The sequence below is a fragment of the Bradyrhizobium jicamae genome (assembly GCF_018130695.1).
GTDB lineage: Bacteria > Pseudomonadota > Alphaproteobacteria > Rhizobiales > Xanthobacteraceae > Bradyrhizobium > Bradyrhizobium jicamae_B.
Genome location: NZ_JAFCJX010000006.1, coordinates 283,926 through 298,460, shown reverse-complemented (window position 1 = coordinate 298,460; position 14,535 = coordinate 283,926). Strand labels below are relative to the sequence as shown.

Here is a 14,535-nt window from a genome sequence, read left to right as displayed (position 1 = left end):
TTCAATAACCGACTTTCCTAACCGCCCCTTGGGTTGTGTTCCCGTAGAACAACTGCCTGCAGGGGCAGGGAAATGTCAATTCGCTCAACCGACAGCGCAAGCCCGGACCACCGGTGGCTGCCGAACTTCGGTGCGCTACGCAGGATCAGGCTGGGCGCGATCCAGTGGCTGGTCCTGAGCGCCGGATTGCTGGTGCTCGCGATCATGCTGGGCACCGGCTACCTCGCACTGCAGTTTCGCGAGCGTGCGCTGGAGGTGACCGAGCGCGAGCTGAACAACACGGCGCTGCTGCTGTCGCGCCACTTCGATCAGCAACTTTCCGATCTGCAGCACGTCCATGAGGACGTCGTCGCCCACATGCAGGCCGGGAACATCGAGACCGCCGAGCAGTTCGAGCGGACGATGTCGCTCTTGACCGCGCACGAAATGCTGCGCACGCGGCTTGCGGCATTGCCTCATGTCGGCTCGCTCAACATCTTCAATGCCAAGGGCTGGCTGATCAACTCGTCGGAGATGTGGCCGGTCACCGACATCAACATTGCCGACCGTCGCTACTTCAAGGAGTTCACCTCGGGAAAGCCGACGCCTGACGTCATTGTCGAGCCGGCCATCAGCCGGGTGACCGGCAAGTGGACCACGATCTTCGCGCGCAAGATCGTCAACAGCTCCGGCGAGATCATCGGCTTTGCCAGCCGCGGGGTCGAAGCCAGCCATTTCGAGGATTTCGTCGCCTCGCTGGCGCTGAGCAGCGAGACCACGATCTCGATGATCCATTGGGACGGCACCATCATCGCGCGCTATCCCGCCGATCCCGGCGTCCTCGGCCGCAACATCGCCAGGCAGCCGCTGTTTCAGCGTGTCCTGAGCCTCGGCGGAAATACGTCGGGCCGCTTCATCAGCAGCGTGGAGGACGAGGAGAATGTCGGCGCCGTCAAGTCGCTGTCGCATTATCCGATCCTGATCCTGGCGACGACCAAGGCCTCCAGCGCGCTCGACGACTGGCGGTCGCAGACCCGGCTGCAGTTCTTCGCCGCCGTGCTCGCGATCGTCGTCGTTGTCGTCACGATCTTCCTGATCGTGCGCCAGCTCAAACGCCAGCACGACGCCGCCCAGCACAAGCTGTCGGAGAAGAGCCGGCATCTCGACACCGCGATCAACACCATGACCCAGGGGCTGCTGCTGTTCGACGCCTCGGCCCGGCTCGTCATCTGCAACCAGCAATATATCGACCTGTTCGGCGTTTCGCCCGACGTGGTGAAGCCCGGCTGCCACTTGCGTGACGTGATCCTGCACCGGCAGGCGATCGGATCTTTCGTCGGCGACGTTGATGAATATTGTGCGCGCTTCACCAACCGCGACACCGATCAGGTTCAGGACACGGTGGTCACCGTTCCCGACGGCCGCAGCATCCGCCTGATCTACAAGCGTTCGTCCGACGGCGGCTGGGCAACCACGCTGGAGGACGTTACCGAAGGCCGGCGCGTGCAGGCGCGGATCGAGCATCTGGCGCATTTCGACGCGCTGACCAATTTGCCGAACCGGACGCTGTTCCAGCGCCACGCCGAAGGCATGCTGCTGCAAGCCGAGAGCAGCCAGTTCGCGATCCTCTATATCGACATCGACGAGTTCAAGCGCATCAACGACTCGCTCGGCCATCTGATCGGCGATGAATTCCTCAAAGGTGTCGCGGAGAAGCTGCGCGCCTCGGTCGGCGCTGACGATTTCATCGCCCGCCTCGGCGGCGATGAATTCGCCATCGTCCAGCACAACATCGCCTCCGATGCCGATGTCAGCGATCTCGTTGGCCGGCTCTACCAGGCGCTGCGCACGCCGTTCGATTGCCACGGCCACCGGCTGTCGAGCGACGCCAGCATCGGCATCGCGGTGGCGCCGCGCCACGGCTCCGACCTGCTCGCCCTGCTCAAGAGTGCGGATCTTGCGATGTATGCCGCCAAGGCCGCCGGCCGGCGGACCTATCGCTTCTTCGATCCGGCGATGGAGAAGCAGGCCAATCTGCGCCGCGAGCTGGAAGCCGACATGCGTGTCGCGCTGGTCGATGATGGATTCGAGCTGCACTACCAGCCGCTGGTCGATTTGCGCAGCGACGAGGTGACCGGCTGCGAGGCGCTGCTGCGCTGGCGGCATCCGGTGCGCGGCATGATCTCGCCTGCCGAGTTCATCCCCGTCGCCGAGGAGACCGGCCTGATCGAGGAGATCGGGCAGTGGGTGCTGCGCACCGCCTGCACCGAGGCTGCGACCTGGCCTGCGCATGTGCGCGTGGCCGTCAACGTCTCGCCGGTGCAGTTCAGGTCGGAAACGCTGTCGCTGAAGGTCGCGGCCGCGCTCGCCGCGAGCGGGCTCGATCCGCGCCGGCTCGAGCTCGAGATCACCGAGGCGGTGCTGATCGCCGACGACGATGCGGCGCTGGTGGCGCTCAACCAGCTGCGCGCGCTCGGCGTCCACATCGCGCTCGACGATTTCGGCACCGGCTATTCCTCGCTGCAATATCTGCAGCGCTTCCCGTTCGACAAGATCAAGATCGACCGCTCCTTCGTCAAGGAGGTCGCGCGCAACTCGTCGTCGGCCTCGATCATCCGCGCCGTCGTCTCGATCGCCGCCGACCGCAACATGATCACGACCGCCGAGGGCGTCGAGACCGAGCAGCAGCGCGACACCGTGCAGCTGCTCGGCTGCACCCAGATGCAGGGCTACCTGTTCAGCAAGCCGGTGCCGGCAAGAGACCTCGCCGCGCTGCTTGCCGCCGACGCCGTCGAGAACGCAGCCTGAAATCTCCCGTCAACATCGCCTGAACCGGGAACCGAATCGCCGGAACCGCGTTCCCTTGCGGGGCTGACCGGCAGGCGATCCATGAAAACGATTGCGGCTTCAGCCGTTCTGCTGCTGTTTGCCTCCTCCGCGGCAAGCGCAGAGAGCGGGATTGCGTCCTATTACCGGGGCATCGGCAAGAGCGGAGAACTGACCTGTGCGCATCGCAGCAGGCCATTCGGCAGCATGATCCGGGTGTCCTATGGCGGGCGCTCGATCCAGTGCCGCGTCAATGATCGCGGTCCTTTCGTGCGCGGGCGGATCATCGATATCTCGACCAAGGCGGCGCGGGCGCTCGGCATCCTGCAGATGGGCGTCGCGCATGTGATGATCGAGTAGATCGGAAGGAAGCTGGTCAGGCGCGCGTGGAGGTCTCGGTGATCGCCTTCCGCAGCGTGCGCGACAGCGCCTCGACCGAGTAGGGTTTCTGGATCAGCTCGAAGCCGCTATGGGCGCTTTCGGCGAGCACGTTGCTGTAGCCGCTGGTCAGCACCACGGGCAGGCCGGGGTAGCGGTCGCGGATGATGCCGGCGAGCTCGACGCCGTTCATGCCGGGCATGATCACGTCGGAGAACACGAGGTCGGCGGAGAATTCGTCCTGCGACAGGATCGCCAGTGCCGCATTGGCATTGGCTGCGCGCTTGACGGAATAGCCGAGATCCTCGAGCAGCTCGGTGGAGAAGCGCCCGACGTCGTCATTGTCCTCGACGACGAGGACGCGGTAGCCGCGGCCGATGCTGGCCTGTTCACTGCCTGCAGCCGCAATGATCTTCTCATCGCTCGGCCGCGTCGCCTGCGGCAGATAAATGGTGAATCTGGCGCCCGCACCGGGCGTGCTCACGACATCGATGTCGCCGTCCGACTGCTTGGCGAAGCCGAAGGCCTGGCTGAGGCCGAGGCCGGTGCCCTTGCCGACCTCCTTGGTCGTGAAGAACGGCTCGAAGATCGCGTCGATATGGTGCGGTGAGATACCGCTGCCGGTGTCTTCGATCGACACCGCAACGAAATCGCCGCTGCGTGGCGGCTGGGCGCGCAGGGCAGGGATCGCCTGCACCTTGCTGACGCTTATCGTGAGGTGCCCCTCGCTGTTCATTGCGTCACGCGCATTGACGGCGAGGTTGATCAGCGCGGTCTCGAACTGGCCGATGTCCGCGATCGCAAAACAGTCCGCATCGTAGATCCTGACCTCGATGGTGATGCGGCCGCCGACCAGGGGGCGGATCAGTTGCGCGACGCTGTCGACCTGGGCACCGACATTGAAGACTTCCGGCTTCAGTGGTTGCCGGCGCGCGAAGGCCAGCAACTGCGCCGTCAGCTTCGAGGCGCGCTCCACGGTCTCTGCGATCGCGTCGATGTAGCGGCGGCGACGCTCGTCCGGCAGGTCGCGGCGGCGCAGGAAGTCGGTCGCCGAGCGGATGATGGTGAGCAGATTGTTGAAGTCGTGCGCGACGCCGCCGGTCAGCTGGCCGACCGCTTCCATCTTCTGCGCCTGGCGCAGCGCCTCTTCGCCTTTGCGCCGTTCGGTGATGTCGACGGCCTCCGGCACCGCGCCGACGATGGCGCCGTCGCGATCATGCAGCGGCCGCATCCCGAAATCGAAATGGCGGTCGCCGATCGGCAGCCGCACCGCGATCTCGGTCCGGAATTCCTCGCCGCGCATCACCGCGGTGAAGGCGTCCTTGACGGTTTGTGCCACGCCCTCGGTGGTGGCGAACCAGGGCGTGTCCCAGAACGGCTTGCCGGCCACATCGCTTGCGTCGGCGCGAATCCCTGCCAGTGCGGTCTTGTTGGCATAGAGCAGGTCGCCATGCTGGTTGAGCAGCCCCTGATACTGGTGACTGGTCTCCAGAATGGCGCGCATCTGGGCTTCACGCGATTCAAGCTGTGCGGTGCGCTCCTGAATCCGGTGCTCGAGCGTCTCGTTGAGCTTCCTGAGTTCGATCTCCGCTTCCTTGGCGGCGGTGATGTCGTGGGCGACGCCGATGAAGCCGATATGCTTGCCGTTCGGGTCCCAGCGCGGCTGCGACTCCGAGCGCAGCCAGCGCCAGTCGCCCCTGGCGTCGCGGTAGCGCGCCTCCAGCACGAACGGCTTTAGCGAGAGCTCGCCGGTGATCTGCTCCTGCAGCACCCGCGGCAGATCGTCGGGATGCAGCGCCTTGCGCCAGTCGAACACGATCGCCTGCTCGAACGGCAGGCCGAGGAAATCCAGATAGGCCTGGTTGGCGAAGGAGCGGGTGCGGTCGAGCTTGGTCACCCAGATCGGCACCGGCGCGCTGTCGGCGATCAGGCGAAAGCGCTCCTCGCTCTCGCGCAACGTCTCCTGCGCCAGCATCTGGTCGGTGACGTCGAGATCGGCGCCGACCAGCCGCAGCGCGCGACCGCTTTTTTCGCGCTCGATCTTGGCGACGACGCGGATCCAGCGGTGCTCGCCGTCATCGGGGCGGATGATCCGGTAGACCGCGGTGTAGTCCTCGCGATCGCTCTTCAGCACCTCGAACAGATGCCTGATGGTGCGCTGGCGATCCTCGGGGTGGATGCGTGCGATCCAGTCCTCATAGGCTTCATTGGCGGCCTCCGATGGAAGCCCATGGACCAGCAGATATTCGGGAGAGCGACGGTTTTTGACGCCGTCGCGGAAGTCGATCTCGAGGCCGCCGACCTTGGCGATGCGCTGGATCCGCGCCAGCTCCGCCTCGCGCTCTTGCAGCGCGCGATGGGCCCGGTCGCGCTCGCGGGCGATCTCTTCCAGATGCTGCCGCAGCCGTTCGGCGGCCTCAGCCTCGGGGAGTGCATCGGAGGGATCGGGAGGACTCATTCGCGCCGGCAACCTCTGAGATGCAGTCTCACATATCACGAGGCTGCTTTGCCAGCGCGATTTGCCGGCTCATGTCGCCGCTTGCTTGGCCTTGGGTTACTTGGCCTTCGGTTACTTTGCCTTGGGCGGGCGACAATTATAGGCCCTGCGGAACCCGGCGGCCTGCGCGTCGTCCTCCGAGCAGAACCAGCGGTCCGGATTACCGAGGCCCGGATAGCTGCGGCACGCCTGCAGGTGATAGATGCCGAGGTTGCCGGTGACGCGGGCGCGCACAGCATATTTGCCCTTGATGTTGCAGCCGGCGGGCATCGCGATGTCCTGCGGGAAGAGCGCTTCACGGATCTGCTTGTCGCGATCGGCGGGGCAGGCGCCGCCGAGCAGGGCGCCATCCGACTTGCCGACGCGGAACTCGCGCGGCGCGACGAAGCAGCCTTTCCACAGCCCCAGACGATTGTCCTTTGCCGCGGCTTCGTCCGGCTTGAAGCGTCCGGTTGCGGAGGCCTCGACATTCAGCGCAAAGCCCTGACGCACCAGCAACTGGCTGAGGCTGGTCGGATCGCCCTCGATCTTGCAGACACCGAGACGGCGCTTCTTGGTGGTCGGGTCGACGCCGATGTCGTCACAGCGCACCTGCTTGCCGCCGATCAGCTTGGCGAGCTGATCGCGCGCCTCGACGCCGCAGGTCCAGGGGTCGGCATGCTCGTCGATGCACAGCTGGTCGAACGCCGGTGCGTCGATGCCGTCGAGCCGGTAAGTGACATTGCCGAGCTGGAGCGTGTTGCCGTCGCGGACGACGGCATTGGCGGCGTAGCCTTCGCCGGTGGAGAGAATTGCCAGCAGCAGCGTTGCAACGAGGGAAATTCCAAACCGCATTGTCTCACTTTAAATCGTTTTGAGCAGGCGCACGCTCTTCTATCACAGGCCTGTGTCGACAAACCAAGCGATGTCGCGTTGCGAACGTGCGGCAGATCACATCTGACGGGATGAACGGGGCGTAGAAAAGGCCAGGCATTGCAATTGAAGGATGCAAGCGCATGGCCGAACTCGTCATCGATATCATCTTTGAAGCCATCACCGACTGGCTGCTGTTCCTCGGCCGGCCGTTCCGTCGCAAGAAAAAGACGGCTGACGAGGGCGATCTCCGTCAAACAGCGGATTGACGAAACCAGAACGAAATAAGAACATAGGGCCTCCAAGGGAATCCCGGAACGATCTCATGTCCTCATCTGCCAAACCCCAAACCGAGGACAACGACGGCCTGGAAGCCGCGGTCGATCAGGCGATTGCGGCCTGCGGCGGGGATTTGCGCGCCACCGTCCGCGCGCTGATCGTGGCCAATGAGTATCTGGAGAACGAGGTCAGCGAGCTGATGAAGGCGGTATCGCACGCCTACACACGGGGGCGCTTCCAGACCTATACGGGCTGACGACCTGCTCGGGCTACCGCCAAGGGCGGGGGTAGGATCAAATTAGACCAGTTGCCTCCGAGGCGTTTTGCTGTACCACGGAGGGGTTGCCCGCGCCCCACTGCGCGGGGAGGATCCTGCCCAAAGTCAAAAGCCAGCAAGAAGAGCATGTTCAAACGAATCCTGATCGCCAATCGCGGCGAGATCGCCTGCCGGGTCATCAAGACTGCGCGCCGCATGGGGATCGAGACGGTTGCCGTCTATTCCGAGGCCGACCGCGACGCGCTGCATGTCGAGATGGCCGATGAGGCCGTGCTGATCGGCCCGCCGGCCGCGGCCGAGAGCTACCTTCTGATCGACAGGATCGTCGAGGCCTGCCGCAAGACCGGGGCGCAGGCCGTGCATCCCGGCTACGGCTTCCTGTCCGAGCGCGAGGCGTTTCCGCGCGCGCTGGAGGCGGCAGGCATCGTCTTCATCGGCCCGAACCCCGGCGCGATCGCCGCGATGGGCGACAAGATCGAGTCCAAGAAAGCCGCCGCAAAGGCCAAGGTGTCGACCGTACCCGGCCATCTCGGTGTGATCGAGGACGACCGCCACGCCGTGCAGATCGCCGACGAGATCGGCTATCCCGTCATGATCAAGGCGTCCGCCGGCGGCGGCGGCAAGGGCATGCGCATTGCGCATTCGAAGGCCGAGGTCGCCGAAGGCTTCAATCTCGCCAAGGCCGAGGCCAAATCCTCGTTCGGCGACGACCGCGTCTTCATCGAAAAATTCATCGTCGATCCCCGCCACATCGAAATCCAGGTGTTAGGGGACAAGCACGGCAACGTGATCTATCTCGGCGAGCGCGAATGCTCGATCCAGCGCCGCAACCAGAAGGTCATCGAGGAGGCGCCGTCGCCGCTGCTCGACGAGACCACCCGCCGCAAGATGGGCGAGCAGGCGGTCGCGCTGGCCAAGGCCGTGAATTATGATTCCGCCGGTACCGTCGAGTTCGTCGCCGGCCAGGACAAGAGCTTCTACTTCCTGGAGATGAACACCCGCCTGCAGGTCGAGCATCCCGTCACCGAACTGATCACCGGCATCGACCTCGTCGAGCAGATGATCCGCGTCGCGGCGGGCGAGAAGCTCAGCCTCGCGCAGAAGGACGTGACCCTGACCGGCTGGGCGGTGGAATCGCGCGTCTATGCCGAAGACCCGTTCCGCAACTTCCTGCCCTCGATCGGACGCCTCGTGAAGTACCGTCCGCCGTCGGAAGCGAGCCATGACGGCGTCACCATCCGCAACGACACCGGCGTGCAGGAGGGCGGCGAGATATCGATCCATTACGATCCGATGATCGCCAAGCTCGTCACCCACGCCCCGTCACGGGCCGCCGCGATCGAGGCGCAGGCCACCGCGCTCGACGCCTTTTATGTCGACGGCATCCGCCACAACATTCCGTTCCTGTCGGCGCTGATGAATCATCCGCGCTGGCGCGAAGGCCGGCTGTCGACCGGCTTCATCGCGGAAGAATTCCCGAAGGGCTTTTCGGCACGCGCGCCGGAAGGCGAGATCGCGCGGCGGCTCGCTGCCGTCGGCGCTGCCATCGACCACGTGCTCGGCGAGCGCAAGCGGCAGATTTCCGGCCAAATGGGCGGCCGTATCGTGCAGCGCGAGCGCCGCCGCGCGGTGTGGCTCGATCGCGAGGAGATCGCGCTCGATGTCGCCCGCGAGTCCGACGCCATCGCGGTGCGCTTCATCGGCAGCGACGGGCTGCCGGGCAATCCGCACAACATCGTCTCCAACTGGGCGCCGGGCGAACCGGTCTGGCAGGGCACCATCGACGGCCAGTTCGTCGCGCTGCAGGTGCGCGCCATCAACAACGGCTTCCGCCTCGCGCATCAGGGCTTTGAGGTTCCGGTCTACGTCTTCACCGAGACCGAGGCTGCCTCGGCGCGGCTGATGCCGGTGACCTCGGCCGCCGATACCGGCAAGAAGCTGTTGTGCCCGATGCCCGGCCTCGTGGTCTCGATCGAGGTGAGCGAAGGGCAGGAGGTCAAGGCCGGCGAGACGCTGGCCGTGGTCGAGGCCATGAAGATGCAGAACGTGCTGCGCGCCGAGCGCGACGGCACCGTGAAGAAGGTCCACGCCGCCGCCGGCGCCACGCTCGCGGTCGATGCGTTGATCCTGGAGTTCGCATAGACGCAACCCCTTCGTTGCGAGGAGCGTCTGCGACGAAGCAATCCATACTTTCCTTGCGGTACGATGGATTGCTTCGCTTTGCTCGCAATGACGGCGGATAGAACAGAGGGCACCATGGCTTTCCGTCAGCGCCGAGAGAAACTACGCGCCATCCTCACCGGCTCCGGCTGCATCCGCCCGGGTTCCGTCTACGACGCGACCTCGATCCGCATTGCCGAAGACCTCGGCTTCGAGCTCGGCATGTTCGGCGGCTCGGTCGCCTCATTGGCCGTGCTGGGCGATCCCGACATCGCGCTGATCACGCTGACCGAACTCGCCGAGCAGATGCGGCGGATGTCACGTGCAGCACACCTGCCGGTGCTGGTCGATGCCGATCACGGCTATGGCAACGCGCTCAACGTCCGCCGTACCGTGCAGGAGCTGGAGGCGGCAGGCGCCGCCGGTCTCACCATCGAGGACACGCTGCTGCCGCAGGCGTTCGGCGAGTCCAAGACGCAACTCATCTCGCTCGAGGAGGGGGTCGGCAAGATGAAGGCTGCGCTCGACGGCCGCAGCGATCCGTCGCTGGTCATCATCGGCCGTACCGGCGCGGTCTCGATCACCAATCTCGAGGACGCGATCGTTCGCGCCAGGGCCTATGAGGCGACCGGCGTCGACGCGTTGTTCTTCACCGGCATCAAGTCGCGCCATGAACTCGAGGCGATCTCTGCTGCCACGACATTGCCGATCGTGCTCGGCGGTGCGCCCGAGGAGATGACGGGGCTGGATTATCTGATCAGCCAACGCGTCCGCATCGCGCTGCAGGGCCACGCGCCGTTCGCGGCCGCAACGCAAGCCGTCTACGAGACGCTGAAGGCGCTGCGCGAGGGGACCTCGCCGAAGAACCTCAAGGGGATCGCGTCGGCCGAGTTGACCAGCCGCGCGATGCGCGAGGCCGAGACCAAGCAGCGCAGCGGCGATTTCCTGGGGCTGAAGACGTGAGCGGCGTGATTCGCCACGTCACGATCAGCGGCCGGGTGCAGGGCGTCGGCTATCGTGCCTGGGTGGAATCCGAGGCGACCGCGCGCCGTCTCGAAGGCTGGGTGCGCAACCGCCGCGACGCCAGCGTCGAGGCGGTGTTTTCCGGCCCCGAGGACGTCGTCGCCGAGATGATCGCAACCTGCCGGCGCGGACCGTCATCGGCGCGCGTCGACAGCGTGCAGGAGAGCGCAGGCACGCCTGACCTGCTGAAGCTGCGCGGAGCAGGCGAGCGCTTCGCGTTCCTGCCGACGGTCTGACCTAACCGACCGCCGAGATCACCAGCGCCTGAATTTTCCCGTCGATCGGGCCGTTGCCGAAGCGGCGTGCCAACGCTTCGGTCACACGCTGCGTTACAGCGTCGAGACCCGGCTCGCCCCGCGCCTCGATCTCGCCGCGCATCGGCGTGCCCTGGCAATAGGCGGTGGCGGCATCCTGCGCCGAGGGCGAGGGGCTGCGAAGCGTGAGCGTCTCGATGGCAATGTCGCGAAAACCAGCGGCCGTCAGGTCGGCGCTGATACGCTGGGGATCGTGATAGCCGTGCGGCGTCCGCGCCATGAATTCGGGCGGGTCGGCCGGGAACATCTGCCGCAGCGTCTGCTGCATGACGTCAGCGAACTCGTTGTCGGCGATCTTGTCCCATGCGTTGAACAAAAACCGTCCGCCAGGCCTGAGCACACGGCGCGCTTCCGCATAGCATTTGACGCGGTCCGGAAAAAACATCACGCCGAACTGGCAGGCGACGATATCGAAGCTCGCATCGCCAAAGGGCAGGGACAGCGCGTCGGCCTGCTGCCACGTGATGTTCGTCTTGCCTGCAAGATGTGTCCTGGCCTGCGCCAGCATCGGTTCGTTGAGGTCGGTCGCGGTGATGCGGGTCTCGGGCAATTCGGCAGCCAGGACCGTCGTGACGGCGCCGGTGCCGGCCGCGATCTCCAAGAGGTCGCGCGGCCGGTGGCCCTTGATGCGCTGCGCGAGGTCGCGGGCGTAGGGCGCAAAGATCATCGGCACCATCAGCCGGTCATAGATCTGCGGGACCGAGCCGGCGAATACCTTGTCGGAAGAGGGGGCCGTCATGAAGGCTCCTTTGGGGAATGCGGGTGGCCGATCGAGGCCGTCACTGTCAGCGCCGTCCTCAAATTATGAACCAGCGATCCGCCCGGGCCAACGCCTCAAATCTGGCAGGGGAGGCCCCAATTCCGGGGTGCCGGGCGCTTGACTTCCGCTCCGTAATATCTGATATTTCTGTTATGACAGAAATAACCGCCAAGAAGAAACTTCCCGCCGCCGTCGAGCGCTTCATCCTGCATTGGGGCGACATGGGCGACGAATGGGGGGTGAACCGCTCGGTCAGCCAGATCCACGGGCTGCTCTATCTGGCGGAAGCGCCGATGACGGCCGAGGACATCGCCGACACGCTCGGCATGGCCCGCTCCAACGTCTCCAACTCGATCAAGGAGCTGCTGTCCTGGGGACTGATCCGGCGGGTGCCGATCCTCGGCGACCGTCGCGATCATTTCGAGGCTGAGACCGACATCTGGGAGGTCGCGGCCAGGATCGCGGCCGGCCGCAAGGAGCGCGAGATCGATCCGGCGGTTGCGGCGCTGCGTGCCTGTGTTTCCGACGCGGCCGATGATCCGACCATCAGCACGGTCGCGAGCAAGCGGCTGAAGGAGATGCTGGCGTTCACCGAACTGGTCGACCGCTGGTACGTGCAGATGCTGAACGTGCCGCGGCCGCGGCTCGTCGCGCTGATCAAGCTCGGCGAAAAGATCGTGAGTTTTCTGCCGATGGGCAAAGCCAAATAGGATCGGCGTAACGGGAGTAAAGCGATGACGTCAGCCAGGATAGCCAGCCTCAAGACATCCGCTCCCGACGCAAAACTGCTCGACGATCACAGATTCCGCGCGCTGCTCTGCGACGAGGATTGGGGCCGCCTGCCGGTGGCGATCTGGCGGCGTTTTTCAAAGCGCTTCGAGGACGGCAACACCGTCGTCTATGTCGGCGAGGTCGACGAGGCCGAATTCAGCCCGATCGGCTGGTGGCTCGCGCAGTCCGCACGCCTGATCGGTGGCCCGCTGCCGACCGGGCGTGAGACCGGCGTGCCGATGGTCGTCACGGTCACCGAGGATGCCGCCAGCGGCGGCCAGGTCTGGACCCGCATCTGCGCGCGCCGCGACGGCTTTCCACAGGTCATTCATTCCGCCAAACGCTTCGACGGTCCGACCGGGCTTGAGGAGTATGTCGGTTTCGGCGTCAGCATGGCCTTGCGCATCGCGGTCGAGCACGAGGCGCTGGTGTTTCACAGTGTCAGCTATTCGTTGCAGCTCGGCCGGCTGCGCCTGCCGCTGCCGGAATGGCTCACGCCCGGCGATCTCACCGTCACCCATTCCGATCTCGGCGGCGGCACGTTCCGCTTCACGCTCGAGATCGTCCACCCGCGTTTTGGCCGGCTGATCCGTCAGTCGGCCGTGTTCAGGGAGGCCACATCATGACGCCGCTGCTTTGGACCCTCATCGCCATCCAGATCGCGATGGGCGTGTTCGACACCTTCTATCACCACGAATTCACCGAGCGGCTGGCCTGGCGTCCCTCGCAGCGTTACGAGCTGAAGCTGCACGGCCTGCGCAACATGCTCTATGCGCTGCTGTTCCTGGTGCTCGGCTGGCTCGAGGTGCACGGCATCTTCGCGATGGCGATCATCGCCGTGCTCGTCGTCGAGGTCGTCATCACGCTGATGGACTTTGTCGAGGAGGACATGAGCCGCAAGCTGCCGCCGAGCGAGCGCATCAACCATACGCTGCTCGCGATCAATTATGGTGCGATCCTGATCCTGCTGGTGCCGGTCTTGATCGACTGGGCGATGCTGCCGACCGGCGTGACGTCGGCCTATATCGAATGGCTCAGCCCGATCGCCGCAGCATCCGCAGTTGGCGCCGCGCTGTGCGGCGCGCGCGATTTTGCCGCTGCGGCGCGCCTCGGCCGCATAACGTCGACGCCTGCCGAGAAGCTGGTCGACAAGCTGCCGCCGCGGCAGACGGTGCTGGTTACCGGCGCCACCGGCTTCATCGGCAGCCGCCTGGTCGCGAGCCTCACGGCATCAGGCCATCAGGCGATCACGCTGGTCCGCAATCCGGCGAAGGCCGAGATGCTGCCGCCGCCGATCATGCTGATCACCAGCCTCGATCAGCTGCCTGCCGACATCAGGATCGACGCCATCGTCAATCTGGCGGGCGAGCCGATCGGCAACGGCCTGTGGACCGAAGCCAAGCGCCGCGAGATTTTGGCCTCGCGCATCAATATGACGGCCGATGTGATCAAGCTGATCACTCGCCTCGAGCGCAAGCCGGCGGTGCTGGTCAGTGGCTCTGCGATCGGCTGGTACGGGCTGTGGCAGGACCAGGTGCTGACGGAGTCCGCGAAATCGCACGCCTGCTTCAGCCATGAGCTCTGCGAAGCCCTGGGAGGCCGCGGCGAAGCCCGCGGCCGACCACGGCGTGCGCGTCGCCTATTTGCGCATCGGCCTCGTGATCGGCACCGATGGCGGCTTCATCACGCGGATGCTGACGCCGTTCGAGTTCGGCCTCGGCGGTCCGCTCGGCTCGGGCAAGCAGTGGATGTCATGGATCGAGCGCGACGACCTCGTGCGCCTGATCGCGCACGTCATCGCGAAGCCCGAACTCACTGGCCCCATCAACGCCACCGCGCCGATCCCGGTGACCAATACGACATTCACGGCGGAGCTGAGCCGTCGCCTGCATCGCCCCGCGATCTTCCGCATCCCGGCGGCGCTGCTGCGCACAGTCGGCGGGGATTTCGCGGAAGAGCTTTTGCTCGGCGGCCAGCGCGTGCTGCCGAACAAGGCGCTGAGCAACGGCTTCGTGTTCCGTCACGAGACGCTACGCAGCGCGTTCGAGGCGATTTTGTGAGGAGTGGGGGATGGCAGGTCTTCGTGCGATCGGCGGATGGCTCGCTGGATGCATGGTCGCAACGGCCGTCATTCTAGTATCGCCCATCCTTGGGGCAGCAGGCTCATCTAGTCTTCACTGGGGCGGCGTTGTGGCTGGCGGTCTTTTGATCCTGGTGATGGGGCCAATCTTGGTTTTCCCCGTCGTCTTCGCAATGTCGGCGATCCCCGCGCTGACGACCATTTGGTTGGCGGAGCTGTTGCGGACGCATTCGATTTTGTTTTTCGTTGGTGCCGGTGCGGCGACGGGAGCGCTGTGCATCAGTGCGTTCGCGGGACCCGATCGAGCTTGGGCTTCAGGTGTTGGTTGGATCTACGTCA

12 protein-coding genes and 1 pseudogene are annotated in these 14,535 nt (G+C 65.2%); 10 read left to right on the top strand and 3 right to left on the bottom strand.

From position 1 onward, the window contains the following. Positions 1-72: 72 nt before the first annotated feature. Both JQ604_RS11385 and JQ604_RS11380 read left to right on the top strand, forming a co-directional pair. Complete coding sequence (locus JQ604_RS11385; RefSeq protein WP_212356850.1) at positions 73-2,787, top strand: bifunctional diguanylate cyclase/phosphodiesterase; 2,715 nt, start codon at positions 73-75, stop codon at positions 2,785-2,787. An 81-nt stretch (positions 2,788-2,868) separates the two neighbouring features. After that, a complete protein-coding gene (locus JQ604_RS11380) occupies positions 2,869-3,165 on the top strand; it encodes a septal ring lytic transglycosylase RlpA family protein (RefSeq protein WP_212356847.1) in 297 nt (98 codons plus the stop codon). Positions 3,166-3,181: 16 nt separating this feature from the next. Here the strand turns inward: JQ604_RS11380 and JQ604_RS11375 are convergent, their stop codons facing one another. Beyond that, complete coding sequence (locus JQ604_RS11375; protein ID WP_212356844.1) at positions 3,182-5,641, bottom strand: PAS domain-containing protein; 2,460 nt, start codon at positions 5,639-5,641, stop codon at positions 3,182-3,184. A 111-nt stretch (positions 5,642-5,752) separates the two neighbouring features. After that, the gene (locus JQ604_RS11370) at positions 5,753-6,514 is read right to left on the bottom strand and encodes a thermonuclease family protein (RefSeq protein WP_212356842.1); all 762 of its coding nucleotides are present in this window, start codon (positions 6,512-6,514) and stop codon (positions 5,753-5,755) included. Between the two features lie 161 nt (positions 6,515-6,675). Here JQ604_RS11370 and JQ604_RS41850 point away from each other — a divergent pair, with 161 nt between their 5' ends. From JQ604_RS41850 to JQ604_RS11350, 5 genes are all read left to right on the top strand, one after another. Beyond that, complete coding sequence (locus JQ604_RS41850) at positions 6,676-6,801, top strand: hypothetical protein (protein WP_283817977.1); 126 nt, start codon at positions 6,676-6,678, stop codon at positions 6,799-6,801. Between the two features lie 56 nt (positions 6,802-6,857). Beyond that, a complete protein-coding gene (locus JQ604_RS11365) occupies positions 6,858-7,067 on the top strand; it encodes a hypothetical protein (RefSeq protein WP_212356840.1) in 210 nt (69 codons plus the stop codon). 147 nt (positions 7,068-7,214) lie between these two features. Then, a complete protein-coding gene (locus tag JQ604_RS11360; RefSeq protein ID WP_212356837.1) occupies positions 7,215-9,230 on the top strand; it encodes an acetyl-CoA carboxylase biotin carboxylase subunit in 2,016 nt (671 codons plus the stop codon). Between the two features lie 114 nt (positions 9,231-9,344). After that, positions 9,345-10,211 (top strand): isocitrate lyase/PEP mutase family protein, encoded by an 867-nt coding sequence (locus JQ604_RS11355; protein ID WP_212356835.1) that lies wholly within the window; start codon positions 9,345-9,347, stop codon positions 10,209-10,211. Beyond that, positions 10,208-10,507 carry an acylphosphatase gene (locus JQ604_RS11350; RefSeq protein WP_212356832.1) on the top strand — a complete coding sequence of 100 codons (300 nt, stop codon included), beginning with the start codon at positions 10,208-10,210 and terminating at the stop codon, positions 10,505-10,507. Before JQ604_RS11355 ends, JQ604_RS11350 begins: the two co-directional genes overlap by 4 nt. Before the next feature lies 1 nt (position 10,508). Here JQ604_RS11350 and JQ604_RS11345 read toward each other — a convergent pair whose 3' ends face one another. Beyond that, on the bottom strand, positions 10,509-11,324 hold the full coding sequence (locus JQ604_RS11345) for a class I SAM-dependent methyltransferase (RefSeq protein ID WP_212356830.1): 816 nt from the start codon (positions 11,322-11,324) through the stop codon (positions 10,509-10,511). Positions 11,325-11,497: 173 nt separating this feature from the next. Here JQ604_RS11345 and JQ604_RS11340 point away from each other — a divergent pair, with 173 nt between their 5' ends. The 3 genes and pseudogenes from JQ604_RS11340 (at position 11,498) to JQ604_RS11330 (ending at position 14,176) form a co-directional block, all read left to right on the top strand. Next, a complete protein-coding gene (locus JQ604_RS11340) occupies positions 11,498-12,055 on the top strand; it encodes a GbsR/MarR family transcriptional regulator (protein ID WP_212356827.1) in 558 nt (185 codons plus the stop codon). A 24-nt stretch (positions 12,056-12,079) separates the two neighbouring features. After that, positions 12,080-12,742 (top strand): DUF4166 domain-containing protein, encoded by a 663-nt coding sequence (locus JQ604_RS11335; protein WP_212356824.1) that lies wholly within the window; start codon positions 12,080-12,082, stop codon positions 12,740-12,742. Next, positions 12,739-14,176, top strand: a pseudogene (locus tag JQ604_RS11330) (TIGR01777 family oxidoreductase). Before JQ604_RS11335 ends, JQ604_RS11330 begins: the two are co-directional and overlap by 4 nt. Positions 14,177-14,535 lie beyond the last annotated feature (359 nt).

What these genes read in the sequence shown, in the direction of transcription:
- JQ604_RS11385 (WP_212356850.1), top strand. Translation starts at nt 73, where the DNA reads ATGTCAATTCGCTCAACCGACAGCGCAAGCCCGGACCACCGGTGGCTG.
- JQ604_RS11380 (WP_212356847.1), top strand. Translation starts at nt 2,869, where the DNA reads ATGAAAACGATTGCGGCTTCAGCCGTTCTGCTGCTGTTTGCCTCCTCC.
- JQ604_RS11375 (WP_212356844.1), bottom strand. Translation starts at nt 5,641, where the DNA reads ATGAGTCCTCCCGATCCCTCCGATGCACTCCCCGAGGCTGAGGCCGCC.
- JQ604_RS11370 (WP_212356842.1), bottom strand. Translation starts at nt 6,514, where the DNA reads ATGCGGTTTGGAATTTCCCTCGTTGCAACGCTGCTGCTGGCAATTCTC.
- JQ604_RS41850 (WP_283817977.1), top strand. Translation starts at nt 6,676, where the DNA reads ATGGCCGAACTCGTCATCGATATCATCTTTGAAGCCATCACCGACTGG.
- JQ604_RS11365 (WP_212356840.1), top strand. Translation starts at nt 6,858, where the DNA reads ATGTCCTCATCTGCCAAACCCCAAACCGAGGACAACGACGGCCTGGAA.
- JQ604_RS11360 (WP_212356837.1), top strand. Translation starts at nt 7,215, where the DNA reads ATGTTCAAACGAATCCTGATCGCCAATCGCGGCGAGATCGCCTGCCGG.
- JQ604_RS11355 (WP_212356835.1), top strand. Translation starts at nt 9,345, where the DNA reads ATGGCTTTCCGTCAGCGCCGAGAGAAACTACGCGCCATCCTCACCGGC.
- JQ604_RS11345 (WP_212356830.1), bottom strand. Translation starts at nt 11,324, where the DNA reads ATGACGGCCCCCTCTTCCGACAAGGTATTCGCCGGCTCGGTCCCGCAG.
- JQ604_RS11340 (WP_212356827.1), top strand. Translation starts at nt 11,498, where the DNA reads ATGACAGAAATAACCGCCAAGAAGAAACTTCCCGCCGCCGTCGAGCGC.
- JQ604_RS11335 (WP_212356824.1), top strand. Translation starts at nt 12,080, where the DNA reads ATGACGTCAGCCAGGATAGCCAGCCTCAAGACATCCGCTCCCGACGCA.